The sequence below is a fragment of the Flavonifractor sp. An306 genome (genome assembly GCF_002159455.1).
Lineage (GTDB): Bacteria > Bacillota > Clostridia > Oscillospirales > Oscillospiraceae > Flavonifractor.
This window is the reverse complement of the sequence record NZ_NFIQ01000026.1, coordinates 12,105-37,668: the sequence shown is the minus strand read 5'-3', so window position 1 is coordinate 37,668 and position 25,564 is coordinate 12,105. Positions and strand designations below refer to the sequence as shown.

Genomic DNA, 25,564 nt, shown 5'->3' with positions numbered 1-25,564 from the left:
GTCTCTGTCCTTATCTTTTTACAAGGGGATGATCCTAATGAGTAAAACAAAACGACTGCAAACCATCGACGGCGAGAACCTGATGAGTCTGCCGCTGACGCCGCTCAACTTCGTGGTGGACACGCTGCTGTCCCAGGGGCTGCACATCCTTGCCGGCTCTCCCAAGGTGGGAAAGTCCTGGTTGGCCCTGTGGCTGTCCGTCATGGTGGCCAAGGGCGAACCCGTCTGGGGGATATCCGTGAAGCAAGGTACCACCCTCTACCTCTGCCTGGAGGACTCCACCCTCCGCATCCAGAACCGGCTGTTCGAGATTACGGAGGATGCCCCCGCCAATGTCCACTTCACGACCCAGAGCGACATTCTGGGCAAGGGGTTGGAGGAGCAGCTCCGCACCTTCCTGTCTGAACATCCTGACACGGTGCTGGTCATCATTGACACGCTGCAGATGATCCGAGGGACCAACTACGACAACACCTACGCCAACGACTATCGAGACCTCTCTGCACTGAAACGGATTGCGGATGCCCACGGCATCGCCATCCTGCTGATCCATCATCTGCGCAAGGAGAGCGCTGACGATGTGTTCAACCGCATCTCCGGTACGACCGCCATCAGCGGTGCGGTGGATTCCAGCTTCACGCTGGTGGAGGAACGGCGGGGCAGCGGAAGAGCGAAGCTTTTCTGTATTGGCCGTGACATTGAATACCGGGAGCTGACACTGGAGCGCAACGGTGAAAATGTGTGGGAGCTGGTGTCGGACAGCCAGACACAGCCGGAACTGCTGGGCGACCGCATCGTCTATCTCCTCTCTGAGTTGATGCGTGACCGAACTGAATTTATCGGCACTCCCACAGAGCTGTCTGAACGAATCGACCCTGTGGGTGTGGAGCGCATGTCACCCAAGAAAGTATCCAGACAGATCCTGCAAAACCTTGATGCACTAAGGAAAATCGGTATTTCTGCTGTGGTGCGCCGCAGCAACGGAAGGCGGCTCATTGAGCTGCGCCGTGCCGAAAGTGACGATACCCAGGGTGTCCCAGCGGTCGACCCTGTTGACCCTGCCGGGGCGCTGTGCGGCGATTTGCGGGCGGTTTCCAGGCGCGGCGAGTAAACTCCCGCAAAGCAAGAAAACGCCGTGTTGGGCCGCTTGTGGCCGAAGAAGGAGTGCGGGCGTCCGGCGCGGGGAAATCACCTCCTTGGAGGTGGCCAGCATCGCGTTTGTCTGGTCGTCGGCACAGCCGCCGTCCGCCTTCCGCATAATTTCCGGGCAGAAGCCCGGACCCACTTTATCTGCGATTTGGAGGAAACGACATGAAAAAAGATATCAAATTCAGCACCCGGATGGCATCCGCAGACAGGGAGACCATCAAGGAATTGGCGAAACGCTCCGGGATGTCTATGAGCGATTATGTGACAGCCTGCTGTCTGGGAAAGCAGGTGGTAGTCATTGACGGACTGAAAGAAGTGCTGAAGGAACTGAAGTCCATCGGCAGAAATCTGAATCAGCTCGTCACCCTGGCGCACATGGGACGCGTCACGGTGATCAACCTGGACAGCGTGCGCCAGGCGTTCTCTGAACTCTGCGCTGCTGTCCGGTTGATCCTGGAACGAAAGCGGTGATGAGGGATGGCTATTATCAGCTTCACCAACTACAAGCGGGGCCAGACCACCGGATGTATGGGAGCCGTAATGCGGTACACCATGCAAGATAAGAAAACTGAGTTCGAGGGGCAGCGGTTGGTCACAGGCATCAACTGCCAGCCGGAATCTGTCTACGCAGACTTCATGACCACAAAGCGGCTGCATCACAAAACCGACGGCGTACTGTTCTACCACATGGTGCAAAGCTTTCCAAAAGGCGAAGCGGTCGACCCGGTCACCGCTCATGCGGCGGCGCTGAAGCTGGCTGAGTACTATGAGGGCTATGAAGTCCTGGTCTGCACCCACACAGACCGGGAACACATCCATTCCCACTTTCTCATCAACTCGGTCAACTTCGATACTGGAAAGAAACTGCACATCGCAAAGAACCAGCTTCAGGAACTGCGACAGCGCAACGATCAAGTCTGCGTGGAATTTTCTCTCCCTGTGTTTAAGCCAACGGACAGGAAAGAGAAAACCAAAACCATGTCCATCTGTGAGTATCACACCGCAGCCCGTGGCCAGAGCAAAAAGCTGCAGCTCATGAATATCATCAACGACTGTATGCGCCACGCCTCCAGCCGTGAGGAGTTCATTGCACTGATGGAGAGCGAGGGCTACAAGGTACGCTGGGAAACCTCCCGGCGGAACATCACCTACACCACACCCAGCGGCTGGCAGTGCCGTGACCGTCTGCTGTTCGGTGACAAATATCTAAAGGAGAATATGGAATATGAATTCAGGATCAGAAAAGAAATTATCTATGGACGAGCTGTTGGAGAAGAACCGACCTGCGCAGATGGTACAGACCACGCCGCAGCCTCCGGCGCAGGAGCTGACACCGCCTTCCGAAGACCATCCTACGAAAGCGGAGTGGGAGGAACTGCTGAGCAGCCTCTATGCACTGGGGGACCACACCGAGAGACAGACTGGCTATCTCAAGAAAGTCAGCGAACTGCTGGCGCAGCTCCCGACCCGGACGCAGATGGACGAGCTGCTGAAAGCGGTGAAGCATCTGGAGAAGATGAGCGAACAGGCTGGGAAGCGGAACGAGAAGCGTTTTTCTCTGCCCAGCATCAGACTGCCCAGACCGAGTCTGCCGGACATTCCATGGACCAGTCTGCTGTTGGGACTGGCGGCCCTGGCGCTGACTGGGTTAGTGCTGTGGGTGGCGTGGTCCAGTTTGGACACGCTCTGGAGCGCGGCCAAGACAATGCTCCCGTGAGGGATGCCACCACCACGAACTACCACGCAGACAGCAAGGCCCTCCGGAAAGAACGGCAAAAGAAAATCGCCCAAGGCCACGCCGAGGACGACCACGAAGAAGAACAAACTTGGCAGCAGACTATGTAAAGGAGGATGATCACATGAGTTATCAGCAGGCAATGTATGATCGGGAGCATCCCCGATACTCTGAGCCGACAGAATATATCACGATGGAAGTGGACGGACTGATTGTTGCTCTCCGCTTCAAAAACACCATCACAAAGCCTGACACAGTGTCTGAAATTGAGCAGACGCTGTTGATGGCACAGGACTTTGAAAACCTGAACAAGCCTGCTTGATTCAGTAGACTTTTTACCAGTGGTGTGGGATACTGTGTGTGCATATGAACCTTGACAATTTAATCTGAGCAAACCATATGCACCGCAGTCCTATACCAGAAAGGACAAGGTGCAATCATGGAAAAAAACAAGCGAGTATACTGCCTCTATCGAGTCTCTACTAAAGGACAGGTAGAAAAAGATGATATCCCGATGCAGAAACAATACTGCCGTGAATTTGCGGAGAGCCAGGGATGGACGATTATCAAAGAATTTGCAGAAAAAGGTGTCTCGGGTTTCAAGGTGGCTGCTGCTGACCGCGACGCGATTCAGGAGATCCGCCAGGACGCTGAGGAACGGAAGTTTGACATCCTGCTGGTGTTCATGTTCGACCGCCTGGGACGGCGGGACGATGAGACGCCCTTCGTGGTAGAGTGGTTCATCCGCAACGGAATCGAAGTGTGGAGTGCAATGGAAGGGCAACAGAAGATGGACGATCATATCGACAAACTGCTGAACTATATCCGTTATTGGCAGGCCTCCGGCGAGAGCCTCAAAACCTCTGCCCGAACAAAGACACGCCTTTCGCAAATCGTGCAGGAGGGGAGGTTCCGGGGCGGGATCGTCCCCTATGGATACCGCCTGGAAAAGCAGGGGCGCTTCAATAAAAAGAATCATGAAGTCAACGAGATTCTGGTTGACCCGGATGAAGCTGCGGTGGTGCGCATCATCTTTGAAAAATATGTCTATGAGGGGTTCGGCGCACAGCGGTTGTCCCGGTGGTTATATAACAACGGCTATCTCAATCGAAAGGGGACCAACTTCGCCAATACCACCATCATCAAAATGCTGAAGAACATCATGTATGTGGGAATCCTGCGCAGTGGGGAAACACGCTCAGAAATCTTTCCAGAGCTGCAAATTGTTCCGCTGGATCTGTATGAGCGAGCACAGGAGTTGATGGGGGCCAGGACAATGCACCACAATGAAGTGCCCTTTAACTCCAAGGGGAAGGCGCTGCTCTCCGGGATGGTCTACTGTGCCCACTGCGGTTCCAAGCTGGTGCTGACCACCAGCAGCGGCAGACGCGCCAAGGGTGAGCCCAAGCGGGAAACCCGTATCCGATACGCCTGCCACTACAAGATCCGCCATCCTCAGGACTGTGATGGTCAGACCGGATACTCCGGCGAGAAACTGGACGGCATTATTGATAAGATCGTCATCCAACTCTTTGAGCGGATGAAGACTGCACCCAGGAGCCAGCTCATTCAAAAGCAGCGGGAGAAAGAACTCCAACTGGCAAACAGTTCAGTAGCAAATCTGGAGAAACTCCACGCCGCCGCAGAACGGGAACTGGAGAGCTACAAGAAAGAGATCATCAAGACCATCAATGGGACTGGCAGTTTTGGAGCGGACATCCTTGGCGAGATGATAGAGGACACCCGAAGCAAACTGGCGGCGCTGGCACAGGAATTGGAACAGGCTAAGGAAAAAGCGGCTAATCTGAAAAGCTCTGCCGTTGCCGTCCAAAAGGAGTATGACAAGATTATGTCCTGGGCCGACCTGTATGCGGGGAGTAGTATTGAGGGAAAGAAGATGATCCTGCGGCAGCTCATTGAGCGGGTGAATATCGGGAAGAACTTTGAAATCGAAGTGGAATTCAAAATCAGTATCACACAGTTCTTCGACTTCCTACATCCGGAAGGGGACAAGAGTGTGTACTATCGTGCATCCTGAAAGCATGAAAAAACTCGGGAGATCTCAAAACGAGATCTCCCGAGTGTGGTGGACCCGAAGGGGATCGAACCCTCGACCTTACGGATGCGAACCGTACGCTCTCCCAGACTGAGCTACGGGCCCAAATCAACAGTTCCAAAAGCGGAACAGAAGAATAAGCAATATGAAATTATAGATGTGGCAGAAAACCGAACCCTTTGCGCTCCCAGCTGAGCTATAGGCCCATATTGGCTATTTTTTAATCAAAAAAGTTATGAAAAACAGATTTCGAAATATTCGATTTTGCGGAGGAAACCTAACAGTATCCTCTAACTTGCTATACCATAAATTGATTGTCCTTTTAAGAAAACAAGCTTGCTGACACCACGCTATTATAGCATAATTTATTGGATTGTAAAGTCCTTTTTTAAAAAATGTGAAAGTGATATTGATAAATGCTCAAAAATGATGTATGATATCAAAGTCAGCCTTCCGCAGGAATACGCTGAAATGCGTCCTGTTCGCGGCAAGGCCGCACTAGTCGGGGAGTTAGCGGTGCCCTGTACCTGCAACCCGCTATAGCAGGGATGAATCCCAGCCCCCGGAACAGCGCTGTGTTGTCTGACCCTGAAAAGTAGTGATGATGGATCGGTCCCGCGCAAGGTCGCCCCGTGAACCGTGTCAGGCGGGGAACCGAGCAGCACTAAGCGGACCGCGATCTGTGCCGCGGGGTTCCCGCTCCTGAGCCGGCTGTCAGGGTAACGGTCATAGCGATGCTTCCAAAGGTTGGTGTGCGGTCTTGCCATGAACTGGACGTACTGGGAAAGGGGCGAAGGAACGCGGTTTTCCGCCTCCTCCGCTCCTTTCCCTTTTGCAAACAACCCGTGGATTTTGAGGTGACTGGTTTTGTATCAGGCGTTGTACCGCAAATGGCGGCCCCGTACATTTGATGATGTGGTAGGTCAGGGACATATTACTGAGACGCTAAAACGCCAGGTGGCAGCCGGGCGTTTGTCACACGCTTATCTGTTTACCGGGACTCGCGGCACAGGGAAGACCACCTGCGCCAAGATCCTGGCCAGGGCGGTAAACTGTGAACATCCGGTCAATGGAAACCCATGCAATCAATGTCCCTCCTGTTTGGGCATTGAAAATGGGTCTATTCTGGATGTGCTGGAGCTGGATGCGGCCTCCAATAATGGTGTGGACCAGGTGCGCGCCCTACGGGATGAAGCGGTATATACGCCTGCCGCCGTACGGAAACGGGTATATATCGTGGATGAAGTCCATATGCTGTCTTCCGCGGCGTTCAACGCCTTGCTGAAGATCCTGGAAGAACCCCCTGAACACTTGATGTTTATTCTGGCGACCACAGAGCTGCATAAGGTCCCGGCTACCATTAAATCCCGTTGTCAGCAGTTTTCGTTCAAGCGGATCCTGCCTGGAGACATTGCTGCGCGGCTGGCTTATGTAGCCAGGGAAGAGGGGTTGGAGCTGCGGGGGGAAGGAGCTGCGCTGCTGGCGCGGCTGGCAGACGGCGGACTGCGCGACGCCCTGTCTTTGCTGGACCAATGCGCGGTGGCAGATCGGCCCATTGGCGAGCAGGAGGTGCTGGATGCCCTCGGCCTGGCAGGCAATCTGGAAACCGCCGGACTGATGGAACAGATCGGAAATGGGGATACGGCCGGAGCACTGGAGACGCTGGGACGGCTTTATGGTGCAGGGAAAGAGATAGGCAGCCTGCTGAATGAGCTTGCCGCACTGGCACGCGATCTGCTTATTCGCAAAACAGCGCCTAAGGGCGGTGCGCCGCTTCTCACCGGCGGCTATGATGAGAACACCATGCGCAAGTTGTCCAATCTGTTTCAAACCGCCCGCCTGGCGCAGATTTTGGGACTATTGCAAAGCACTATTGCCGAGTTACCGCGCAGCGGGAACCGGAGAACAGATGCGGAGCTGTGTCTGATCCGACTGTGTGAGCCCTCTTTGGATGAGAGTATGTCTGCCCTGAATGCCCGACTGAGCAGGGTGGAGGAGCTGTTGGCCGGGGGAGTTCCGGCAGCCTGTGCGGTACCTGCCACTCCACAGAAGCGTCCACAGAATTCAGGCACCCGGAGAGAAACCCGTCAGGCGGTTCCGGCTGATGCGGGCAATCCTCCCTGGGAGGAGGAGCGCCCGCCGCTGCCTGAGGAGCCTGGGGAGCCTGGGGAGCGGGTTCTGCTTTCCGGGGAGCCGCCTGCAAAGCTGGTTGAACAGCCGAAAGAAATCAACTATCCGCAAGAACAGGCTGTATCCGGCGAGACGTTATGGCCTGGTTTGGTTACCGGTATCCGCGGTAAATTTCCTGCAGAATATCCATTTCTGAGCAATCCGGCGTCCGTACAGGGCCGGATCGAGGATGGCGTACTTACCCTATGGGTGATTGACGAGTTTATAAAGGATATGGTTGGGAAGGCCAGCATTCTGGAAGAGCTGGCACGCCTGGCCTCAACCCAGATTGGAAAGCCAGTGCGGTGTGCGGTCAAGGTAGGAAAAGCCCCTGCGGAACAAGTTGACGCTCGGCAAAAACATGATAACCTGGACGATTTGCTGGCGCTTGGCCGGCAGTTTGACAATATTATTATTGAAGAATAAAGGAGTTGCGACCAAATGGCAAAGGGATTCAACAGCCGGGGTATGGGCGGCTTTGGCGGCGGCATGAATATGAACATGATGAAGCAGGTTCAGAAGATGCAGCAGGACATGATGAAAATGCAGCAGGAGCTGGAGAATAAGACCTATACCGCCGCTGCCGGAGGCGGCGTGGTGTCCGCGGTGGTATCCGGTAAGCGCGAGCTCAAAAGCGTGACCATTGATCCTGACGCGGTGGACCCTGAGGACGTGGAGATGCTGCAGGATATGATCGTGGCGGCGGTCAACGAGGCTCTGCGGGCGGCGGAGAGCGATTCCGCCTCCTCTATGCAGCAGCTGACAGGCGGACTCGGCCTACCCTTTTAAAAACCTGATAGAAAAAGAGGACGGACCGGGACAGGGTGTGAGACCTGCCCCGGTCTGTGCGTGAGGGGGATGTGCTTATGGGACAGACTTCTGAGAGTTTTCGCCTGGGCGCCCTGCTGGCTGTGGCGGGTGGATTTTTGGACGCCTATACCTACCTGGTACGAGGCGGTGTATTTGCCAACGCACAGACGGGCAATATTGTGCTCCTGGGTGTGCGGATGATCCAGGGGCAGTGGGCGCTGGCGCTGCATTACCTCATCCCCATTCTGGCGTTTGCGGGAGGTGTGGTCGTGGCGGATCTGGTAAAATACCGCTTTCGTCATGCAAGCGGCATACACTGGCGGCAGATGACGGTGGGGCTGGAGTTGGTTTTATTGGCGGGCGTGGCGTTTTTGCCCTTGCAGATGGATAATCTGGCCAATATCGCGGTATCATTTGTGTGCGCAGTCCAGGTGGAGAGCTTTCGTAAGGTACATGGCAACGCCTTTGCCACCACCATGTGTACCGGAAATCTTCGCAGCGGGACAGAACGGATGCTGCAGTATCTGCGCACTGGAGATAGAGACCATGGGCGGCGGGCGGCCCAGTATTATGGGATTATCCTCTTTTTCGTAGCTGGAGCGGCGGTGGGTGCGCTGTGCGCCGATTGCATGGGGCAAAAAGGCGTGCTGATCAGCCTGGTTCCTCTGGGCTGCGCTTTTCTCATGATGTTTGAATGGAAAACTCTTGCGGGAAAGAAAAAGTCGGTATAAAATATGGCTTGTCTAACATTTGGATTCTAGGAGGTATATGGGAAATGGAACAGGCGAAGGTTTACTTCTCTGATCTCCGCTGCCAGCCCGGAACCAGCCTGCTGAATAAGCTGGAAAAGCTGATCCGCACTGCGGGGATTGATCAGATTGATTTTGACCGGAAATTGGTTGCGATCAAAATGCACTTCGGCGAGCCGGGCAATCTGGCGTTTCTGCGGCCTAATTATGCCAAGGTAGTGGCTGATGTAGTAAAAAGTATGGGCGGGGTGCCTTTCCTGACGGACTGCAATACTCTCTATCCCGGACGGCGGAAAAATGCGCTGGAGCACCTGGACGCTGCCTATGAGAATGGATTTTCTCCCATGTCCACCGGTTGCCAGATCATCATCGGGGACGGCCTGCGGGGCAACGACGATGTGGAAGTTCCTGTGGCAGGCGGCGAATACATTCAGACGGCTAAAATCGGCAAGGCCATTATGGAGGCGGATGTGATTATTTCGCTGTCCCACTTCAAGGGCCATGAGCAGACTGGCTTTGGCGGCGCCATTAAAAATCTCGGTATGGGATGCGGTTCCCGGCGGGGCAAGATGGAACAGCACGCGGAGGGAAAGCCCCGCATCAGCTACCGCCGCTGCGTAGGCTGTCAGAAGTGCTCCACCCAATGCGCCCACAGCGCCATCTCCTATGGGGAGGACCGGAAGGCCAGCATTGACTGGGACAAGTGCGTGGGCTGCGGTCGGTGCATTGCGGTATGTAACTTTGATGCCATCCACGCCGGCAGCGATGCCGCCATGGAGCAGCTGAGCTGCCGGATGGCGGAATATACCAAGGCGGTGGTGGACGGGCGGCCCCAGTTCCACATCAGTCTGGTGGTGGACGTGTCGCCTTACTGCGACTGCCACGGAGAAAACGATCTGCCTATTGTGCCTGATGTGGGTATGTTTGCCTCCTTTGACCCGGTGGCTCTGGATCAGGCCTGCGCCGAAGCCTGCCTGCGTCAGCCGCCCATTCCCGGCTCCCATCTGGACGAGGAGATGCACAAGGAGGGGTTTTGCGATCACCACGACCACTTTATCAACAGTATGCCGGTTACGGATTGGAAGGTGTGTCTGGCCCACTGTGAGAAGATCGGCGTGGGGACTCGCTCCTATGAATTGATTGAAGTGAAGTAAGTGCGGAAAGGAAGGCGGTACCATGATGGATGTAAAAGAAATCCTGGCCCATTGCGACCATACGCTGCTCAAGCAGGAGTCTACCTGGGCGCAGATCAAAGAGGTGTGTGACGATGGCCTGAAATTTGGCTGCGCCTCGGTCTGTATTCCGGCCTCCTACGTCAAGCAGGCCAACGACTATGTGGGCAACGATCTGAAAATCTGCACCGTTATCGGCTTTCCCAACGGCTATTCCACCACGGAGGTCAAGGTGTTTGAGACAGAGGACGCCATCCGCAATGGGGCCGATGAGATCGACATGGTAATCAACATCGGCTGGGCCAAGGATGGCCGGTGGGACGACCTGCTGGAAGAGATCAAGAGCGTGAAGGCCTCCTGCCAGGGACGGATTTTAAAGGTGATTGTGGAGGCCTGCCTGCTCACACAGGAGGAGAAGGTGAAGCTCTGCCAGATTGTCACCCAGTCCGGGGCGGAGTATATCAAGACCTCCACCGGTTTCTCCACCGGCGGCGCCACCCGGGAGGATGTGGCCCTGTTTAAGGCCAATGTTGGTCCCGATGTGAAGGTCAAGGCCGCCGGCGGTATCCGGACTCTTCAGGATGCGGAGGATTTTCTGAACCTGGGCGCTGACCGCCTAGGTACCTCTGCCATTGTGAAGCTGGTAAAGGGCCAGACTCCTCAGGGATACTAATAATTGGAAAATACCGGAAAATCATAAATTGATTTCCCGGTATTTTTTCCTGCCTGTTCCAGGGGATGTGTGAAAAACGGCAAAGAACGGATAAAAAACTTGGTCATCTTGTAAAAAGACGGTTGCTATGTAACCGGCGATACGGTATAATAACTCTGTAGCTCAGGAGGGAAGAGACATCATAACTGTCTGGACCAGACTGGGCGATTTTTGTGAAAGGAAGGTAGATTACATTGAAGATGTACAAGAAGCTCCTTGCACTGCTCCTGTCCGGCTCCATGGTCCTTGGTCTTGCCGCCTGTGGCGGTACCCAGGGCAACACCGAGACCCCTGGCGGCGAGAGCACGCCTCCTGTCAGCGAGTCTCAGGCTCCCCAGGAGACCGGCGGCGCGGCTGCCACTGATCCCGACTCCATCCCCGACACCATGACTTCTGAGGACGGCAAGTATCAGGTGGCTTTCGTTACCGACGTGGGCCAGCTGAAGGACAAGTCCTTCAACCAGGGTACCTTTGACGGCGTGAAGCTGTATGCTGCCGCCAATGGCCTGTCCTACAAGTACTATCAGCCCGCCAACTCCAGCGAGGCCACCGACGATGACCGTTACAACGCCATGAAGGCCGCCGTGGAAGGCGGCGCCGAGGTGGTTGTGTGTGCCGGCTACCTGCAGGAGGCTGCTCTGCGCCAGGCCGCTATGGACTACCCCGATGTTCCCTTCATCTTTATTGATGGTTATCCTCTGGACGACGATCCCGATCCCGCTGTTGAGGGCAACATCCTGGCCAATGTGGCCGGCATCGCCTTCCAGGAAGAGCAGGCTGGCTACCTGGCCGGCTATGCCGCTGTGAAGGACGGCTTCACCAAGCTGGGCTTCTCCGGCGGTGGCGGCGGCACCAACGATGCCTGCTGCCGGTTCGGCTACGGCTACGTGCAGGGCGCCAATGACGCCGCCAAGGAGTTGGGTATTACCGTTGACATGAACTACTCCTGGGAGTACGGCGCCACCTTCTCCGCCTCCACCGAGCTGCAGACCATGATCAGCGGTTGGTATGCCAACGGCACCGAGATCGTCTTTGCCTGCGGCGGCTCCATGTTCCAGTCCATCTCTGCTGCCGCCTCTGCCAATGACGGCTATGTGATCGGCGTGGACGTGGACCAGTCCGCTGAGTCCGACACCGTGGTTACCTCCGCTATGAAGGGCCTGTCTGACGCTGTGCAGTGGGCCGTGGGTCACGTCTATGACGGCACCTTCGAGGAAATCGGCGGCACCGGCACCTCTCTGGGCGTGAAGGACAACGCTGTGGAGCTGCCCACCGCTGCCGAGTCCTGGCGGTTTGAGACCTTCACCGTGGAGGAGTACGAGGCTCTGTATCAGCAGATGCTGGACGGCACCCTGGTGGTGGACAACGACTTCTCCAAGCTGGAGACTACCGAGTGGAGCAACCTGAACCTGAACAAGATCTAATCTGATTACAGCGCAGAGAAGCGGGAGCACGTATGGGCTCCCGCTTCTTTTTTAGGAGATTAGACAAATTTCTTGTATTTTTCCTACTGGTATTATATAATAGTACCATATTACGCAAAGGGGGCGGGATGCGGATGATGGAAGCAGAGAATATTATTGAGATGCTCCATATCACCAAAGAATTTCCCGGTATCATCGCCAATGATGATATCACCCTCCAGCTTCGGAGAGGGGAGATCCACGCGCTTTTGGGAGAGAACGGCGCGGGAAAGTCTACCCTGATGAGCGTGCTGTTCGGCTTGTACCAGCCGGAAGCGGGGGAGATCAGAAAGAATGGTGAGGTCGTGCGGATCAATAATCCCAACGACGCCACTGCGCTGGGCATCGGCATGGTGCATCAGCACTTCAAGCTGGTGGATGTATTCACCGTTCTGGAGAACATTGTTTTGGGCGCGGAGACCACGAAGCTGGGCTTTCTGCAGAAGAAGGAGGCCCGGAAAAAAGTAGAGGCCCTTTCGGAAAGGTACGGCCTGAAGGTGGATCTTGATGCCAAGGTGGAGGATATCACAGTTGGCATGCAGCAGCGGGTGGAGATCCTGAAGATGCTCTATCGGGACAACGAGATCCTGATCTTTGACGAGCCCACCGCCGTGCTGACGCCTCAGGAAATCGACGAACTGATGGCTACCATGAAGGAGTTTGCCAAGGAAGGGAAGTCCATCCTCTTCATCTCCCACAAGCTCAATGAGATCATGTCGGTAGCCGACCGGGTAACGGTGCTGCGGAAGGGCAAGTATATCGGCACTGTGGATACCAAAGATACGGACAAGCAGTCCCTGTCCAATATGATGGTGGGACGGCCGGTGCAGCTCCAAGTGGAGAAGGTGCCTGCCAAGCCTGGCGAGGCGGTGCTGGAGGTGGAGCACCTGTCCATCCCCTCCAAAAGCCATAAGAGGGACGCGGTACATGACGTTACCTTTACCGCACGGGCGGGGGAGATTGTCTGTATTGCCGGTATCGACGGAAACGGCCAGAGTGAGCTGGTCTATGGACTGGCTGGTCTGGAGAAAAGCTCCAGCGGCAAGGTCACGCTCTGCGGCCACGATATCTCCCACGCCTCCATTCGCCAGCGGGGTTCGGATATGAGCCATATTCCGGAGGACCGCCACAAACATGGTCTGGTATTGGACTTTACACTGGAGCAAAACATGGTGCTTCAGCGGTTCCGGGAGCCTCAGTTCCAGCATATGGGCTTTATCAAGCAGGGCGCTGTGCGGGAGTATGCGGAGCGGCTGATCGGGCAATATGATGTGCGCTCCGGCCAGGGGCCGGTGACCATAGCCCGGAGTATGTCCGGCGGCAACCAGCAAAAGGCCATCATCGCCCGGGAGCTGGACCGGGACAAGCCTTTGATTGTGGCGGTTCAGCCTACCCGCGGCCTGGATGTGGGCGCGATTGAGTATATTCACAAGCAGCTGGTAGCGGAGCGGGATAAGGGCAGAGCCATTTTGCTGGTCTCGCTGGAGCTGGACGAGGTAATGAGCCTGTCTGACCGTATTTTGGTCATGTATGAAGGCGAAATTGTGGGCGAGCTGGATCCCACAACTACCACCGTACAGGAGCTGGGCCTCTATATGGCCGGCGCCAAGCGGATGGGGAAGGAGGGAGAGGGCGCATGAAGCAGGAATTCGGCAAGCTGTGGCGCAAGGATAGCACCAAATCTGTGCTGGCCTCCTTAATTTCCATCATCATCGGCATGGTGGTGGGGGGAATCATCATTGTGATCGTGGGCCTGGGCAACTCCAACCTGGGCATCAGCGGAGCTATGGAGGGCATCCGGCTGGTATTCGGCGGCCTGTTCAGTACGGGCCGCAATGCGGCGGGCGCCCTGACCTTTGGCTTTAACTCCACCAACATGGGCGATATGCTCTTCCGGGCTACTCCTCTGATCCTCACCGGACTGTCGGTGGCGGTGGCCTTTAAAACCGGTCTGTTCAACATCGGCGCACCCGGGCAATATCTGATGGGTACCGCGGCCACTCTGATGCTGGCCTTGGGCATTCCCTCCCAGTCGGTGCCCACCTGGCTGATCTGGATCATTGCCTTTGCGGGCGGTATGCTGGCGGGTGCGCTGTGGGGATGTATCCCCGGCCTGGTCAAGGCTTTCCTCAATATCAATGAGGTGCTGGCCTGCATTATGACCAACTGGATTGCAGCCAATCTGGTGACCTGGATGTTTGACGGCAGTAATTTCCGTAACCTGGTAGAGAACACCAAGAGCGGTTATATCTACAAAACCTCCTTCAATGGCGTACAGACCGCTAAAATGGGGCTGGATAAAATCTTCCCCAATTCTCAGGTCAATGGCGGCATCATCATCGCCATTGTCATCGCAATTTTGATCTATATTCTGATGAATAAGACCACGCTGGGCTATGAGCTGAAGGCCTGCGGCGCCAACCGGCACGCGGCCCGCTATGCCGGCATCGCGGACAAGCGGAATATTGTGCTGTCTATGGCGATCGCCGGAGCGCTGTCTGGAGCGGCGGCCTCTCTGTATTACCTCTCCGGCAATACGGAATTCTTCTGGTCCACCTATCAAACGCTGCCTGCTACCGGCTTTAACGGAATCCCGGTAGCCCTGCTGGCAGCCAGCAACCCCATCGCTGTGATCTTCACCGGTTGCTTCATGTCCATGCTGGACATTGTCGGTCTGCAGCTGACCAATTTGACGGCGTATAACGAATATATCACGGACGTTATCATTGCCGTAATCGTGTATCTCAGCGCATTCTCTCTGGTCATTAAGATGCTGCTCAACGGTCGCAAAAAGCGTAAGGCTCCGGTTGCGCAGGAGGCAAAGCCCGCACCGGCCGCCCCGCCGCCGGATGAAAGCGGCGCAGCAGAAGGGAAAGGAGGCGACGGGGTATGACATTCCTGATTCAGCAAACCCTGATCTATGCCGTTCCCCTGATGATTGTAGCCCTGGCAGGCGTTTTTGCCGAGCGCAGCGGTATTATTAACCTGGCGCTGGAAGGTATTATGATCTTTGGTGCCTTTGCGGGCGTGTTGTTTGTCAACCTGACTCAGAAGGCGGGTACCTTTGCGGAGGCCAAGGCAGCCGGAGACTGGGTGGCGCTTCAGGGATTCATGCTCCTGGCCATGCTGGTGGCGGCGGTGTTGGGGGCGCTGTTCTCTCTGCTGCTCTCGTTTGCTTCGGTGAACCTGAAGGCAGACCAGACCATCGGCGGCACCGCCCTGAACCTGCTGGCCCCCGCCCTGGTGCTGTTTTTCATCCGTATCATCGCCAACCAGAACACCCTGCAGATGGCGGAAGGCGATTCCGCCAGCTGGTTCATGATCAAGAAGAGCTTTTTTGGCTATGGCCGTAGTGAGGATATGGGCTTTTTTGGCTCTACCTTTATTGATAAGACCTATCTGGCTACCTATATCTGCATCCTCCTGTTTGTGGTGCTGTCCATTCTGCTCTACAAGACCCGCTTCGGCCTGCGGCTGCGCTCCTGCGGCGAAAATCCCCAGGCGGCCGACTCGCTGGGCATCAATGTGTACAAGATGCGCTATGCCGGTACCACCATCTCTGGCGCCCTGGCGGGCATGGGCGGTTTTGTCTACGCCATGACCACCGCCAACTGTGCCTCCACCGGCGATGTGGCCGGCTTCGGTTTCCTGGCTCTGGCGGTCATGATCTTCGGCAACTGGAAGCCGCTGAATATTGCCGGTTCCGCCCTGCTGTTCGGCCTGTTCAAGTGCATTGCCGCCTCTTACTCCAGCATCGACATCAATGGCGACGGCGTGTTCCTGCTGGCACAGCTGGGCATCAGCCCCCATTTCTATCGGATGCTGCCCTACCTGATCACGCTGATCGTGCTGGCCTTTACCTCCAAAAAGTCCAGAGCACCTAAAGCGGAAGGTATTCCCTACGACAAGGGACAGCGTTAAAGAAAGAATGAATAAGAAAAAGCCCATCCGTATGGATTGGCTTTTTTCTTATTCAATTACCTTAATCTTTTTCCAGCTGCCCCGCCAGTAGCGAAGCAGGAAGAGGAACGACCGCACAATCCAATCCGCTACCATGGACAGCCAGACGCCAGCCAGCCCCAGGTTTAACCCCCAGGAACAGGCCAGTACATAGCTCAAAGCCACGCGACAGGCAAACATGGAACACAGGGAGACCATCATGGTAAACACTGCGTCTCCCGCCGCACGGAGAGAGTTGGGCAGGGTAAAGGACATGGGCCAGAAGATGACGTTGCCCACCGCGCAAATCCGCAGTACCTGAGCGGCCATGCCAACTGCCTCGGGACTGAGGTTGAACAGGGATACCAGAAAATCCGCCAGAAAAAACATACCGGTACTCATAACCAGCATAAAGAGATAGCAGACTCCAACCAGACGTTTGGTATAGGTAACCGCCTGGTCGGTGGCTCCCGCGCCCATGCACCGGCCGACCACTGTGATAATGGCCAGGCCAAGGGCCATGCCCGGCACATTGACCACGCCGGCCACACTGTTGGCGATGGCGTTGGCGGCTACCGCGGAGGTGCCGAAGGTGGTAATCAGGTTGAGTACCATCAATTTTCCGGCCTGGAACATCCCGTTCTCCAGTCCGTTGGGAATACCGATAAACAAGATCCGCTTGATCATACCGCCGTTAAGCTGAAACCGGAGCAGGCCGTCCACACGTACCAGGTGGTCCGGGTGGTTCAGCAAAGTCATAATTATAACGGCCGCCGCAATACGGGAGACCAGGGTCCCGATACCGGCTCCGGCAGCGCCAAAGTGGAATCCAAAAATGAAGATTGCATTTACCGCAATATTGATGAAATTGATGATCAGGGAGCAGAACATGGATACCTTGCTGTTGCCCATGGCCCGGAACAGGGCGGCTCCGGCGTTGTAGATTCCCATAAACGGGTAGGCGGCGGCGGTAAGCAGGAAATAGATGAGCGCACTGGTCATTACATCGGCTTCCACCCGGCCGAAGATCAGGGAGAGGATATGCTGCCGGAACAGGAGCGCTGCTGTCATCAGCAGGAGGGATACCGCGCACATGGTATAGAGCAGCTGTTTGGATGCGGTCTTTGCCTGCTCCACTTCCTGACGTCCCAGGTACTGCGATACCACCACCGCGCCGCCAGTGGAGAGGGCGGAAAAAATTTGAATAATCAACGTGTTGATGTTGTCCACCAGAGAGACACCGGAGACTGCGGCTTCGCCTGCGGTTGTGACCATGACAGTGTCAGCCATACCAACGGTCATCAGCAAAAGCTGCTCAATGATCAGTGGAATGATCAGCCGGACCAACGCATTGCGGCTGAACAGCGGTTGCTTTTTCTCCTGTACCAGTTCCTCCATATGCCACACTTCTTTACAGAAAAATAACAGGACGATGCTATTCTACTCCTCTTCAGTAGAATTGCAACCCGTATTTACCATAGAAATACGGTGCGGGCAGCACCCTTTTCTTCAGGCATAAATTAGGACGTGCCCTCATAGGATGGGTCAGACACGAAAGAAGGATGTGAGTTGTCATGACCCAACAGAAAGCGGCGGAGCGCTATCTGGAGGCGGCCGCTCTGCTGCCGCCCAGGCTGCGAGAGGCGGCGGAGCGACTGTGCCAGGCTGACCAGGCGAGAGCAGAGGAACTGCGCCTGCGGGCAGGCAGGCCTATGACGGCAACCTTTCCGGAGGGGGAAAGGCCTGTGCCTGGAGCAGCGGAAGCAGTGACCTGCAAAGATCTGGAGCTGGTGCTGGAAATCGCCACCCATGCCTCGGTACACACTGCTCAGGCTCAGCTCAGCAATGGCTTTTTTACGGTGGACGGTGGCCACCGTATCGGTATCTGCGGCAGTGGCGTGATGCAGGACGGGCAGGTGCGGAATTTGCGGCAGATTTCTTCTCTGGCCATCCGTGTGGCCAGAGAGGTGCCTGGAGTGGCTCGTCTGATTCTGGACAGGCTGTGGCGGGACGATATGCTGCAAAGCACGTTGGTGGTTTCACCGCCGGGAGGCGGAAAAACTACTCTGCTCCGGGACCTGATCCGCAGCGTTTCCGATGGAGATGGATGCCCTGCGCTACGGGTGGGACTGGCGGATGAACGGGGAGAAGTGGCTGCCATGTGCAACGGGGTGCCTCAGCTGACTGTTGGCAGTCATACCGATATTATGAGCGGCTGTCCGAAGGAAAAGGCGCTGCTGATGCTGCTGCGGGGGCTTAACCCCCAGGTGCTGGCGGCAGACGAGATTACGGCGCCGGAGGACTGTGCGGCCCTGGAATTGGCGGCTAACTGCGGCGTGGTTCTGTTGTGCACCGCCCATGGAATTGGGTTGGAGGACCTGAACACACGTCCGCTGTACCGGGGACTGCTGGGGCGGCAGATATTCCGCCGGCTGGTGGTGATCCGCCGGGAAGGACTGGCCAGACGCTACCAGGTGACAGAACTATGCTGAGGCTGGTAGGTGCGGCCCTTTTGGTAGCGGGACCGGCCATGGCGGGCTTTCTGGCGGCTCAGCGGCTGGCCCGGCGTCCCCGGGTACTGCGGGAGTTAATGCGTGCGCTGGAGCAAATGGAGCGGGAGATCACCTTCCGGCTAACCCCTCTGCCGCAGTTGTTTACCGCACTTTCCCAGCTCTACAAAGGCCCGGTGGGGGAGCTGTTTGCCCAATGTGTGGAAGGCCTGAACGCCCTGGGAGCCGTTCCGGTAGCCGAGATTTGGCGGGATGCGTTGAGAACGGCAGACCTGGATCTGGATGAGCGCAGCTTGCGCGCGTTGCAAGAGTTGGGCGACGTATTGGGGCAATATGACGAGCAGGGTCTGCACACGGCGCTGAAGCGGGCCGGCGCGGAACTGGAAGCGGCGGCGGAACTGGCGGAACTGGAACGGGAACGAAAGGGACGGATGGACCAGGTCTTGGGTCTGACGGCGGGCGCTTTCCTGGCCATTCTTCTGATATAGGGAGAATACATCATGAATGTGGACTTAATTTTTAAAATTGCGGCGATTGGAATTCTGATTTCCGTACTGAATCAGGTCCTGACCCGATCCGGACGGGATGAGCAGGCCACTATGACCACCTTGGCTGGTCTGGTGGTGGTGCTGATGATGGTGGTGCAGGAGATCAGCGAATTGTTCGAACTGGTAAAAGATCTGTTTGGTCTGTAACAGATGGAGGCGGTGGGAAAGATTGCGGCCCTGGCCGTAGCCGCTGCCCTCTGTGCGTTGGTGGTTCGCCAGAATGCCAGAGAGATCGGATTGGTGCTGGCACTGTTGGCGGGTGCGCTGATTTTGGGACAGGCGCTGGGGGCTGTGGAGGCAATTTGGGCGCTGTTGGAAGAACTGGGTGAGCGGGCCGGGCTCTCGCCCGCCGTGCTGGACCCGGTTATAAAAACTGTGGGGATCGGGATTCTGACCAAAATTTCGGCGGAAGTCTGCCGGGATGCCAAGGAAAGTGGTATTGCGGCCTTTGTGGAAACGGCGGGAGCGGCGTTGTCACTGTATGTAGCGCTGCCGCTGATACGGGCGGTGCTGGATACGGTATCTGAGCTGCTGTAGCCCAGCCGCGGGACGTGGAAAGGGGAAAAGAAATCGTGATCAGGCGGCTTGTCATGCTTTTGCTGACGCTGGGACTGCTGACAGGAACAGCATGGGCGGCGGATATGGATATCCCGGCGGCCCAGTCCGAGGCGCTGGATCTGGATGGACTCCAGGCGGCTGGAGAGGAGTGGGCGCCTGGGATGGAACTGGATGATGGCTTGGACCTGGAGGAGGGGATTCAGAGTATTTTGGACACCGGGAGCGGTCAGGTCGCCGGTGTGGTACGAAAAGCGCTCCGCAGCGGCGTGCTGCTGCTCTCTGTCGTGCTGTTGTGCGGCTTGGCAGAGGGAACTTGCGCTGCGGGTGGGAGCACAGTAGACGTAGTCTCCATCGTTGGGGCCATGGCGATTGCGGCGGTGGCAGTGGCTGACGCCAACTCGCTTATTGGCATGGGACGGGAAGCTCTGGAGCAGATGGAGACCTTCTCCAAGCTGCTTCTGCCCACGGTAACGGCGGCAGTGGCGGCCTCCGGTTCTCCGGGAGCAGCGGCTGCCCGTCAGCTGGCTACCATGCTCTTTTCTGACGTGCTGATCACGCTGATTACCAGTTTGCTGCTGCCCCTTCTATATCTGTATATGGCGGCCTGTGTCGCCTATACCGCCATTGGCAACGAGGGCCTGAAGCGGATGGCCGTCACCATCAAATGGGTGGTGACCTCCGTTCTCAGCGCCGTGCTGATCCTGTTTGTAGGGTATCTGACCATCAGCGGAGCCATCGCCGGGACCGCCGATGCGGCTGCTGTCAAGGCGGCAAAGTTCACCATGTCCAGTATGGTCCCCGTGGTAGGCGGCATCCTCTCCGATGCTGCGGAGACTGTGCTGGCCAGCGCGGGCATCCTGAAAAATGCCGTAGGGGTGTTTGGTATGCTGGTGGTGCTGGGTATGTGCGTGGTTCCCTTCCTTCAGTTGGGAATCCATTATCTGGCCTATAAAATGACGGCGGCGCTCAGCGCCACGGTGTCCGGCGGCAGGGTGGCGGGGCTGATTGATCAGATCGGCGGAGCATTCGGCCTGGTGCTTGGAATGACAGGTGCCTGCGCTTTACTGCTGCTGATATCTATGGTCTCTGCCGTAACGGCAGCTGCGGGAGGGTGAGCGGATGCTGGATATCATCAGACAGTGGCTGCTGGGGATTACCTGCGTGGCTCTGGTGGCGGCTCTGGCGGAAAGCCTAACGCCGCCGGGCGCTGTCCGCAAGGTGGGGCGGCTGACAGGGGGGCTCGTTTTGCTGATTGCCATGCTTCATCCGTTGATGGCGCTGGATCAGGATGCCCTGACACGAGCCCTGACGGAATACAGGCTGGAACTGAGCACGTACAGTGATGAACTGGAGGAGGAAAACCGAAGCTTGATGAAAGGCATCATAGAAGAGCGCTCCAATGCATATATACAGGACAAGGCAGAAGAAATGGGTATTCAGTGCCAGATCTCGGTAGAGGTTGGGGAGGAGGGGGATTGGCCTGTTCCGGAGAGCGTAACGGTATTTGGCTCGTTGAGTGAGGAGCAGCAGGCGGAACTGACACAAGCCATCGAAGTGGACTTCGCAATCCCGGCGGAGCGGCAATCTTACCAAAGCGGAGGCACGTCATGAAGGGAACGGATTTGCTTGCATGGAAGAAGCGCTTGATAATGGGCGTCTTCAAATATAAATATGTGCTCTTGGTGATTCTGGTGGGTGTGGTTTTACTGTTGCTTCCGCCGCTGTGGGGAGAGAAAGAGGAGGCCGAAGAGAGCGCCTCTCAGACAACAAAGCAGGATGATGCCTTTTCCACAGCGGAACTGGAGGACAGATTGGAGCAGATTCTATCCCAGATCCAGGGGGTGGGGGAGACGCAGGTGGTGCTGACGCTCAAGAGCGGCCCTCAGGATATCCTGGCCCAGGATGTGGATACCTCTATGGACGACCGGGGCACACAGTCCGAGCTGTCCTCTGTGATTCTGTCTCAGGGATCCGGCCGGGAAGACGCCATTGTGGTTCAGCAGCTTTCGCCCCAATATCAGGGGGCTCTTGTGGTATGCTCAGGAGGAGACGACCCGGAGGTCCGGCTGCGTTTGGTAGAAGCGGTGTCGGCCCTGACGGGGTTGGGTGCGGATAAGATCTCAGTATGTAAAGGAAAGTGAGGCAACCAAGATGAAAGTATGGAAACGCAATGCTGTGGTGGCGGCTATCGTGCTCTTTGTATGTGCGGCAGTCTATCTCAACTGGACCTATCAGGGGCAAGAGTCGGCAGACGCGGGGAAAACGCTGGGGCAGGCAGCCCTGGTTTCCGGCCAGACCTCCGATCCGCTGCTGCAGGGAGCGGTGTCTCCCGCTCCGTCCGCCTCTTCCAGCCCTACGGCATCGGAAACCGATTCCACCGGCGGGTACTTCGCCTCTGCCCGGCTGAACCGGCAGCAGGCCCGGGACAACGCACTAGCTATTCTGCAGGACGCGGCGTCAGATGAATCCGCCGACGCCGCCATGAAGGAGGATACCGCCATGGCCATCCAGACTTTGGCGGACTACACCGTGTCGGAGGCCCAGATTGAAAACCTGGTTACAGCCAAAGGGTACACAGACTGCATCGCCTTTATCAGCGACGGGAGCGTCAGCGTAGTGGTCTCCACCGGAGGGGCGGAACTGACCGACGCGGACGTGGCCAAGATTACCGAGATCGTCACCGATGAAACGGGCTACACCGCCAGTCAGGTCAAAATTATTCCCGCTGAAGACTGAGTTATCCTGAACGGAATCAAAGGAAGCGGTTGTAATTTCTCTTTTTTGTGGTACAATGGTTTCATAGTACACAAAAGGAGGGTGTCTGGCATGGCAGATGGGAAAGAGTATATTTCTCGCCCCGACGAGCTGGGGAACATCCATATATCTGAGGAAGTATTGGCGGTGATCGCTGCCGCCGCCGCGATGGAGGTAGAAGGAGTGGGCAGCCTCTCCACCAATCTCAGCAGCGACATTGCTGAGTTGCTGGGCGGTAAGAAAAATCTGTCCAAGGGAATCCACATCTCCGTGGAGGAGGAGATCATCCGGGTGGACCTCTCCATCCTGATCAAGTATGGCTATACCATTATTGATGTGGCCAAAGAGGTGCAGAACGCGGTATATCACGCCATTGAAAACACCAGCGGCCTCACAGTGGAGTGTGTCAACGTCCATGTGGCGGGGGTCGCCTTTGACCGCGACAGCGGCAAATAACGGCATATGGCAAGGTAAACAGGAAAGGACGCCCATTCGGGCGTCCTTTTTTGCCGGTTATCTGTCCGCCGGCTTAATTTGCTCCTTCCTTTTTATGCAGTCCTGTTGTATAATAACAGTATCTTTGAATATGAACTGCGGGCTGCGCCCGCGATGGAGGAACTGCAATGACCAGAACGGCAGCCCGCGAGATCGCGGTCCATTTTGTATTTGAATTGGGTTTTACCGACCAGACGGCAGAGGAGCTGCTTGCGGAAGCCCTTAACCGCAAAACCTTTGCGGCGATCGGGGAGGAAGAGCCCCTCTACTCTGAATTTCCCAATGAGGCTCAGCGGGAGTATATCTCCAAGCTGGTCAAAGGCGTCTATGAGCATACGCCGGAGCTGGATGAGTATATTTCCAAGTACGCCATTGGCTGGAAATTCTCCCGGATGAACCGAGTAGCGGTAGCCATTATGCGGGTGGCCATGTACGAAGTGCTGTATATGCAGGACATTCCCAATGCCGCTGCCATCAATGAGGCGGTAGAGCTGGTAAAGCACTATGAAGAGCCGGAGGTGGTCTCCTTTGTCAATGGGATCCTGGGCTCTTTTGTGAGAGGAGAAAACCTACCGGACCCGGTCGGACTTGGCGCTCAGACCACTCCGGAGGCGTAATGATGCGCACATTGGGGCTCGATACCAGTAACTATACCACCTCCGCAGCAGTCTTTGACGGAGCCGGGGGAGAGAACGCTGGGCAGCTGCTGACCGTCCGACCGGGCGAGCTGGGGCTGCGGCAGAGCGACGCCCTGTTCCAGCATGTGAAGGCGCTCCCCCAGCGTCTGGCCGAGCTGAGACAATCCGGTTGGCTGGAGGACCTGTCGGCTATAGGAGCCTCCAACCGGCCCAGAGCGGTGGAAGGCTCCTACATGCCCTGTTTTCTGGCAGGAGACAGTCTGGGTCAAGCGCTTGCCCTGACGCTGGACGTGCCCTTCTATCGGGTATCCCATCAGCAGGGACATCTGGCGGCGGCGGCGTGGTCTGCCGGACGGCTGGACCTGTTGGAGCGGCCGATGCTGGCATGGCACCTCTCCGGCGGCACCACCGAACTGCTGTATGTGGAGCCTGACGGTGTCAATGTGGCCGCCCGGCGAATCGGAGGAACCAGCGACATCTCTGCCGGGCAGCTGATTGACCGCACCGGCGTTCTGTTGGGGCTGGATTTTCCTGCGGGTAAGGCGGTAGATCAGTTGGGAAGGGATCAAATTGGGCAGAAATTTCCTGTAAAGTTAAATGACATTACGTTTTCTTTGTCCGGGATGGAAAATAAAGTGCGGGCTATGGCGGAACGGGGAGATGCCCCGGCGCAAATCTGCGGATTTGTGCTGGAGACGGTGGCTGACGTGGTGCGCCGGACGACGCAGGCCGCTCTGGCGCAGTATCCCGGTGTGCCCGTCCTGTGCTCCGGCGGCGTGGCCTCCAATAGCCGCCTGCGCACGGTGATGGAGCAGGCCTGCGGCGCAGTATTTGCGCAGCCGCGCTATGCAGCGGACAACGCCATGGGAGTCGCGATTCTGACACATCGTCTGTGGGAGAGTGAAAGGAAAGAATGACGCAGGCACCGGTCTTTACTGTGACACAGGTCAATCAATATGTCAAAGGGCTGCTGGACCGGGACCGGGTGCTGGCCAGCCTTTTTGTGCGGGGAGAGATCTCCAATTATAAGGCGCACTCCTCCGGGCATCACTACTTTTCTCTGAAAGATTCCGGAGGAACCATCCAATGCGTCATGTTCCGGCGGGACGCGGCGGGGCTGCGGTTCAGGCCTGAGAATGGAATGAAAGTGATTGCTTCCGGACATGTCTCACTGTTTCCCATGGGCGGGCAGTACCAGCTTTACTGTACCTCGCTGACACCGGAGGGCGTGGGTGATCTCCATGTCGCCTTTGAACAGATGAAGGAAAAGCTGTACCGGGAGGGATTGTTTGACCCAGCGCATAAACGACCTATCCCCCGTTTTCCCGGCAGGATTGCGCTGATTACCTCTCCGGTGGGGGCAGCGGTTCGGGATATGCTGCGGATTTTAGGCGCCCGCTGGCCATTGGCTGAGGTCGTGGTGCTGCCGGTACGAGTCCAGGGTACAGAGGCTGCGGGAGAAATCAGCGCTGCCCTGGCCTGGGCGAACCGCAATCAGGTGGCAGACTTGATTATTACCGGCCGGGGAGGGGGCTCCATGGAGGACCTTTGGGCCTTCAATGAGGAGCCGGTGGCCCGGGCAATCTATGCCTCCGCCATTCCTGTCATCTCGGCGGTGGGCCACGAACCCGATGTCACAATTGCGGATTTTGTGGCGGACAAAAGAGCGGCTACTCCATCCAACGCCGCGGAACTGGCGGTCCCGGATCAGAAGGAGATCATGGCCCGGCTGGCGCAGACGGAGGCCAGGCTGACCCAAGCAATCGGCCGCCGGCTGGAGCGGGCCAGAAAGGAACTGGAGCAGGCAACGCGCTGCAGGACCCTCCAGAATCCCATGGCCTATGTGGATGACTGCCGTATGCGGCTGGACTACCAGCGGCAGCAGTTAGCCCGGGGGCTCTCCACCGCTGCTGGGCGGGAACGTGAACGCTTTGCCCGGCTGTCCGCCGGGTTGGATGCGCTCAGCCCCTTAAAGGTTTTGGGTCGGGGATATGCCATTGCCCGGAACACAGATGGGGAGATTGTCTCTTCAGTAGGAGATGTAGCAGCTGGCGATACACTATCCCTGCGGGTGACGGACGGCGAGATCTCCTGTCAGGTGCGATGA

The 25,564-nt window shown here is 56.7% G+C and carries 27 protein-coding genes, 1 tRNA gene and 1 other RNA gene; 27 read left to right on the top strand and 2 right to left on the bottom strand.

What is annotated here, in order from left to right:
• Nucleotides 1–37: 37 nt before the first annotated feature.
• From B5F88_RS08415 to B5F88_RS08395, 5 genes are all read left to right on the top strand, one after another.
• A complete protein-coding gene (locus tag B5F88_RS08415; RefSeq protein WP_087344262.1) occupies nt 38–1,111 on the top strand; it encodes an AAA family ATPase in 1,074 nt (357 codons plus the stop codon).
• A gap of 200 nt (nt 1,112–1,311) precedes the next feature.
• On the top strand, nt 1,312–1,620 hold the full coding sequence (gene mobC / locus B5F88_RS08410; RefSeq protein ID WP_087344259.1) for a plasmid mobilization relaxosome protein MobC: 309 nt from the start codon (nt 1,312–1,314) through the stop codon (nt 1,618–1,620).
• Between the two features lie 6 nt (nt 1,621–1,626).
• Nucleotides 1,627–2,994 (top strand): relaxase/mobilization nuclease domain-containing protein, encoded by a 1,368-nt coding sequence (locus tag B5F88_RS08405; protein WP_087344256.1) that lies wholly within the window; start codon nt 1,627–1,629, stop codon nt 2,992–2,994.
• 14 nt (nt 2,995–3,008) lie between these two features.
• Nucleotides 3,009–3,206, top strand: a complete 198-nt coding sequence (locus B5F88_RS08400) for a hypothetical protein (RefSeq protein WP_087181419.1) — start codon at nt 3,009–3,011, stop codon at nt 3,204–3,206.
• A 192-nt stretch (nt 3,207–3,398) separates the two neighbouring features.
• Nucleotides 3,399–4,922 carry a recombinase family protein gene (locus B5F88_RS08395; protein WP_162612145.1) on the top strand — a complete coding sequence of 508 codons (1,524 nt, stop codon included), beginning with the start codon at nt 3,399–3,401 and terminating at the stop codon, nt 4,920–4,922.
• 46 nt (nt 4,923–4,968) lie between these two features.
• Here B5F88_RS08395 and B5F88_RS08390 read toward each other — a convergent pair.
• A tRNA-Ala gene (locus B5F88_RS08390) sits at nt 4,969–5,045 on the bottom strand.
• Between the two features lie 388 nt (nt 5,046–5,433).
• Between B5F88_RS08390 and ffs the strand changes: the two genes are divergently transcribed.
• The 10 genes from ffs to B5F88_RS08340 all read left to right on the top strand — a co-directional run bounded on the left by ffs (nt 5,434) and on the right by B5F88_RS08340 (nt 15,936).
• Nucleotides 5,434–5,698: signal recognition particle sRNA large type (gene ffs / locus B5F88_RS08385), an RNA gene on the top strand.
• A gap of 109 nt (nt 5,699–5,807) precedes the next feature.
• Nucleotides 5,808–7,535, top strand: coding sequence for a DNA polymerase III subunit gamma/tau (gene dnaX / locus B5F88_RS08380; RefSeq protein ID WP_087344250.1), 1,728 nt, complete (start codon nt 5,808–5,810; stop codon nt 7,533–7,535).
• 15 nt (nt 7,536–7,550) lie between these two features.
• The gene (locus tag B5F88_RS08375; protein ID WP_087344247.1) at nt 7,551–7,898 is read left to right on the top strand and encodes a YbaB/EbfC family nucleoid-associated protein; all 348 of its coding nucleotides are present in this window, start codon (nt 7,551–7,553) and stop codon (nt 7,896–7,898) included.
• Nucleotides 7,899–7,975: 77 nt separating this feature from the next.
• Nucleotides 7,976–8,650 carry a YoaK family protein gene (locus B5F88_RS08370; protein WP_087344244.1) on the top strand — a complete coding sequence of 225 codons (675 nt, stop codon included), beginning with the start codon at nt 7,976–7,978 and terminating at the stop codon, nt 8,648–8,650.
• A 44-nt stretch (nt 8,651–8,694) separates the two neighbouring features.
• On the top strand, nt 8,695–9,822 hold the full coding sequence (locus tag B5F88_RS08365; RefSeq protein WP_087344241.1) for a DUF362 domain-containing protein: 1,128 nt from the start codon (nt 8,695–8,697) through the stop codon (nt 9,820–9,822).
• A 25-nt stretch (nt 9,823–9,847) separates the two neighbouring features.
• The gene (deoC, locus tag B5F88_RS08360) at nt 9,848–10,513 is read left to right on the top strand and encodes a deoxyribose-phosphate aldolase (protein WP_087344282.1); all 666 of its coding nucleotides are present in this window, start codon (nt 9,848–9,850) and stop codon (nt 10,511–10,513) included.
• A 239-nt stretch (nt 10,514–10,752) separates the two neighbouring features.
• Entirely contained in the window at nt 10,753–11,976 is a 1,224-nt protein-coding gene (locus tag B5F88_RS08355) for a BMP family ABC transporter substrate-binding protein (RefSeq protein WP_242959691.1), read from the top strand.
• Between the two features lie 128 nt (nt 11,977–12,104).
• Complete coding sequence (locus B5F88_RS08350) at nt 12,105–13,655, top strand: ABC transporter ATP-binding protein (RefSeq protein WP_087344235.1); 1,551 nt, start codon at nt 12,105–12,107, stop codon at nt 13,653–13,655.
• Complete coding sequence (locus tag B5F88_RS08345; protein WP_087344232.1) at nt 13,652–14,908, top strand: ABC transporter permease; 1,257 nt, start codon at nt 13,652–13,654, stop codon at nt 14,906–14,908. Before B5F88_RS08350 ends, B5F88_RS08345 begins: the two co-directional genes overlap by 4 nt.
• A complete protein-coding gene (locus B5F88_RS08340; protein WP_087344229.1) occupies nt 14,905–15,936 on the top strand; it encodes an ABC transporter permease in 1,032 nt (343 codons plus the stop codon). Before B5F88_RS08345 ends, B5F88_RS08340 begins: the two co-directional genes overlap by 4 nt.
• Nucleotides 15,937–15,984: 48 nt before the next feature.
• Here B5F88_RS08340 and B5F88_RS08335 read toward each other — a convergent pair whose 3' ends face one another.
• On the bottom strand, nt 15,985–17,352 hold the full coding sequence (locus B5F88_RS08335) for an MATE family efflux transporter (protein ID WP_087344226.1): 1,368 nt from the start codon (nt 17,350–17,352) through the stop codon (nt 15,985–15,987).
• Nucleotides 17,353–17,528: 176 nt separating this feature from the next.
• On the opposite strand from B5F88_RS08335, the gene B5F88_RS08330 reads away from it, so the two are divergent.
• The 12 genes from B5F88_RS08330 (at nt 17,529) to xseA (ending at nt 25,564) form a co-directional block, all read left to right on the top strand.
• Nucleotides 17,529–18,446, top strand: a complete 918-nt coding sequence (locus B5F88_RS08330; RefSeq protein WP_087344223.1) for a stage III sporulation protein AB — start codon at nt 17,529–17,531, stop codon at nt 18,444–18,446.
• On the top strand, nt 18,440–18,952 hold the full coding sequence (locus B5F88_RS08325; RefSeq protein WP_087344220.1) for a stage III sporulation protein AB: 513 nt from the start codon (nt 18,440–18,442) through the stop codon (nt 18,950–18,952). Before B5F88_RS08330 ends, B5F88_RS08325 begins: the two co-directional genes overlap by 7 nt.
• Nucleotides 18,953–18,964: 12 nt before the next feature.
• Nucleotides 18,965–19,159: a stage III sporulation protein AC gene (spoIIIAC, locus tag B5F88_RS08320; RefSeq protein ID WP_087344217.1), complete on the top strand. Its 195-nt coding sequence runs from the start codon at nt 18,965–18,967 to the stop codon at nt 19,157–19,159.
• A 3-nt stretch (nt 19,160–19,162) separates the two neighbouring features.
• Nucleotides 19,163–19,549, top strand: coding sequence for a stage III sporulation AC/AD family protein (locus B5F88_RS08315; protein ID WP_087344214.1), 387 nt, complete (start codon nt 19,163–19,165; stop codon nt 19,547–19,549).
• A gap of 53 nt (nt 19,550–19,602) precedes the next feature.
• Nucleotides 19,603–20,685: a stage III sporulation protein AE gene (locus tag B5F88_RS08310; RefSeq protein ID WP_087344211.1), complete on the top strand. Its 1,083-nt coding sequence runs from the start codon at nt 19,603–19,605 to the stop codon at nt 20,683–20,685.
• Nucleotides 20,686–20,689: 4 nt separating this feature from the next.
• On the top strand, nt 20,690–21,181 hold the full coding sequence (locus B5F88_RS08305) for a stage III sporulation protein AF (protein WP_087344210.1): 492 nt from the start codon (nt 20,690–20,692) through the stop codon (nt 21,179–21,181).
• 38 nt (nt 21,182–21,219) lie between these two features.
• Nucleotides 21,220–21,711, top strand: a complete 492-nt coding sequence (locus B5F88_RS08300) for a stage III sporulation protein AG (RefSeq protein WP_242959690.1) — start codon at nt 21,220–21,222, stop codon at nt 21,709–21,711.
• A 10-nt stretch (nt 21,712–21,721) separates the two neighbouring features.
• Nucleotides 21,722–22,306, top strand: coding sequence for a SpoIIIAH-like family protein (locus B5F88_RS08295; RefSeq protein ID WP_087344204.1), 585 nt, complete (start codon nt 21,722–21,724; stop codon nt 22,304–22,306).
• Between the two features lie 90 nt (nt 22,307–22,396).
• Nucleotides 22,397–22,780 (top strand): Asp23/Gls24 family envelope stress response protein, encoded by a 384-nt coding sequence (locus B5F88_RS08290; protein ID WP_087344201.1) that lies wholly within the window; start codon nt 22,397–22,399, stop codon nt 22,778–22,780.
• Nucleotides 22,781–22,947: 167 nt separating this feature from the next.
• Nucleotides 22,948–23,436, top strand: a complete 489-nt coding sequence (gene nusB, locus B5F88_RS08285; RefSeq protein WP_087344198.1) for a transcription antitermination factor NusB — start codon at nt 22,948–22,950, stop codon at nt 23,434–23,436.
• Nucleotides 23,436–24,374 carry a DNA-binding protein gene (locus B5F88_RS08280; RefSeq protein ID WP_242959689.1) on the top strand — a complete coding sequence of 313 codons (939 nt, stop codon included), beginning with the start codon at nt 23,436–23,438 and terminating at the stop codon, nt 24,372–24,374. Before nusB ends, B5F88_RS08280 begins: the two co-directional genes overlap by 1 nt.
• Nucleotides 24,371–25,564, top strand: a complete 1,194-nt coding sequence (gene xseA, locus B5F88_RS08275) for an exodeoxyribonuclease VII large subunit (RefSeq protein WP_087344193.1) — start codon at nt 24,371–24,373, stop codon at nt 25,562–25,564. Before B5F88_RS08280 ends, xseA begins: the two co-directional genes overlap by 4 nt.

What these genes read in the sequence shown, in the direction of transcription:
- B5F88_RS08415 (WP_087344262.1), top strand. Translation starts at nt 38, where the DNA reads ATGAGTAAAACAAAACGACTGCAAACCATCGACGGCGAGAACCTGATG.
- mobC (WP_087344259.1), top strand. Translation starts at nt 1,312, where the DNA reads ATGAAAAAAGATATCAAATTCAGCACCCGGATGGCATCCGCAGACAGG.
- B5F88_RS08405 (WP_087344256.1), top strand. Translation starts at nt 1,627, where the DNA reads ATGGCTATTATCAGCTTCACCAACTACAAGCGGGGCCAGACCACCGGA.
- B5F88_RS08400 (WP_087181419.1), top strand. Translation starts at nt 3,009, where the DNA reads ATGAGTTATCAGCAGGCAATGTATGATCGGGAGCATCCCCGATACTCT.
- B5F88_RS08395 (WP_162612145.1), top strand. Translation starts at nt 3,399, where the DNA reads ATGCAGAAACAATACTGCCGTGAATTTGCGGAGAGCCAGGGATGGACG.
- B5F88_RS08375 (WP_087344247.1), top strand. Translation starts at nt 7,551, where the DNA reads ATGGCAAAGGGATTCAACAGCCGGGGTATGGGCGGCTTTGGCGGCGGC.
- B5F88_RS08370 (WP_087344244.1), top strand. Translation starts at nt 7,976, where the DNA reads ATGGGACAGACTTCTGAGAGTTTTCGCCTGGGCGCCCTGCTGGCTGTG.
- B5F88_RS08365 (WP_087344241.1), top strand. Translation starts at nt 8,695, where the DNA reads ATGGAACAGGCGAAGGTTTACTTCTCTGATCTCCGCTGCCAGCCCGGA.
- deoC (WP_087344282.1), top strand. Translation starts at nt 9,848, where the DNA reads ATGGATGTAAAAGAAATCCTGGCCCATTGCGACCATACGCTGCTCAAG.
- B5F88_RS08355 (WP_242959691.1), top strand. Translation starts at nt 10,753, where the DNA reads ATGTACAAGAAGCTCCTTGCACTGCTCCTGTCCGGCTCCATGGTCCTT.
- B5F88_RS08350 (WP_087344235.1), top strand. Translation starts at nt 12,105, where the DNA reads ATGCGGATGATGGAAGCAGAGAATATTATTGAGATGCTCCATATCACC.
- B5F88_RS08345 (WP_087344232.1), top strand. Translation starts at nt 13,652, where the DNA reads ATGAAGCAGGAATTCGGCAAGCTGTGGCGCAAGGATAGCACCAAATCT.
- B5F88_RS08340 (WP_087344229.1), top strand. Translation starts at nt 14,905, where the DNA reads ATGACATTCCTGATTCAGCAAACCCTGATCTATGCCGTTCCCCTGATG.
- B5F88_RS08335 (WP_087344226.1), bottom strand. Translation starts at nt 17,352, where the DNA reads ATGGAGGAACTGGTACAGGAGAAAAAGCAACCGCTGTTCAGCCGCAAT.
- B5F88_RS08330 (WP_087344223.1), top strand. Translation starts at nt 17,529, where the DNA reads ATGACCCAACAGAAAGCGGCGGAGCGCTATCTGGAGGCGGCCGCTCTG.
- B5F88_RS08325 (WP_087344220.1), top strand. Translation starts at nt 18,440, where the DNA reads ATGCTGAGGCTGGTAGGTGCGGCCCTTTTGGTAGCGGGACCGGCCATG.
- spoIIIAC (WP_087344217.1), top strand. Translation starts at nt 18,965, where the DNA reads ATGAATGTGGACTTAATTTTTAAAATTGCGGCGATTGGAATTCTGATT.
- B5F88_RS08315 (WP_087344214.1), top strand. Translation starts at nt 19,163, where the DNA reads ATGGAGGCGGTGGGAAAGATTGCGGCCCTGGCCGTAGCCGCTGCCCTC.
- B5F88_RS08310 (WP_087344211.1), top strand. Translation starts at nt 19,603, where the DNA reads ATGCTTTTGCTGACGCTGGGACTGCTGACAGGAACAGCATGGGCGGCG.
- B5F88_RS08305 (WP_087344210.1), top strand. Translation starts at nt 20,690, where the DNA reads ATGCTGGATATCATCAGACAGTGGCTGCTGGGGATTACCTGCGTGGCT.
- B5F88_RS08300 (WP_242959690.1), top strand. Translation starts at nt 21,220, where the DNA reads ATGGGCGTCTTCAAATATAAATATGTGCTCTTGGTGATTCTGGTGGGT.
- B5F88_RS08295 (WP_087344204.1), top strand. Translation starts at nt 21,722, where the DNA reads ATGAAAGTATGGAAACGCAATGCTGTGGTGGCGGCTATCGTGCTCTTT.
- B5F88_RS08290 (WP_087344201.1), top strand. Translation starts at nt 22,397, where the DNA reads ATGGCAGATGGGAAAGAGTATATTTCTCGCCCCGACGAGCTGGGGAAC.
- nusB (WP_087344198.1), top strand. Translation starts at nt 22,948, where the DNA reads ATGACCAGAACGGCAGCCCGCGAGATCGCGGTCCATTTTGTATTTGAA.
- B5F88_RS08280 (WP_242959689.1), top strand. Translation starts at nt 23,436, where the DNA reads ATGATGCGCACATTGGGGCTCGATACCAGTAACTATACCACCTCCGCA.
- xseA (WP_087344193.1), top strand. Translation starts at nt 24,371, where the DNA reads ATGACGCAGGCACCGGTCTTTACTGTGACACAGGTCAATCAATATGTC.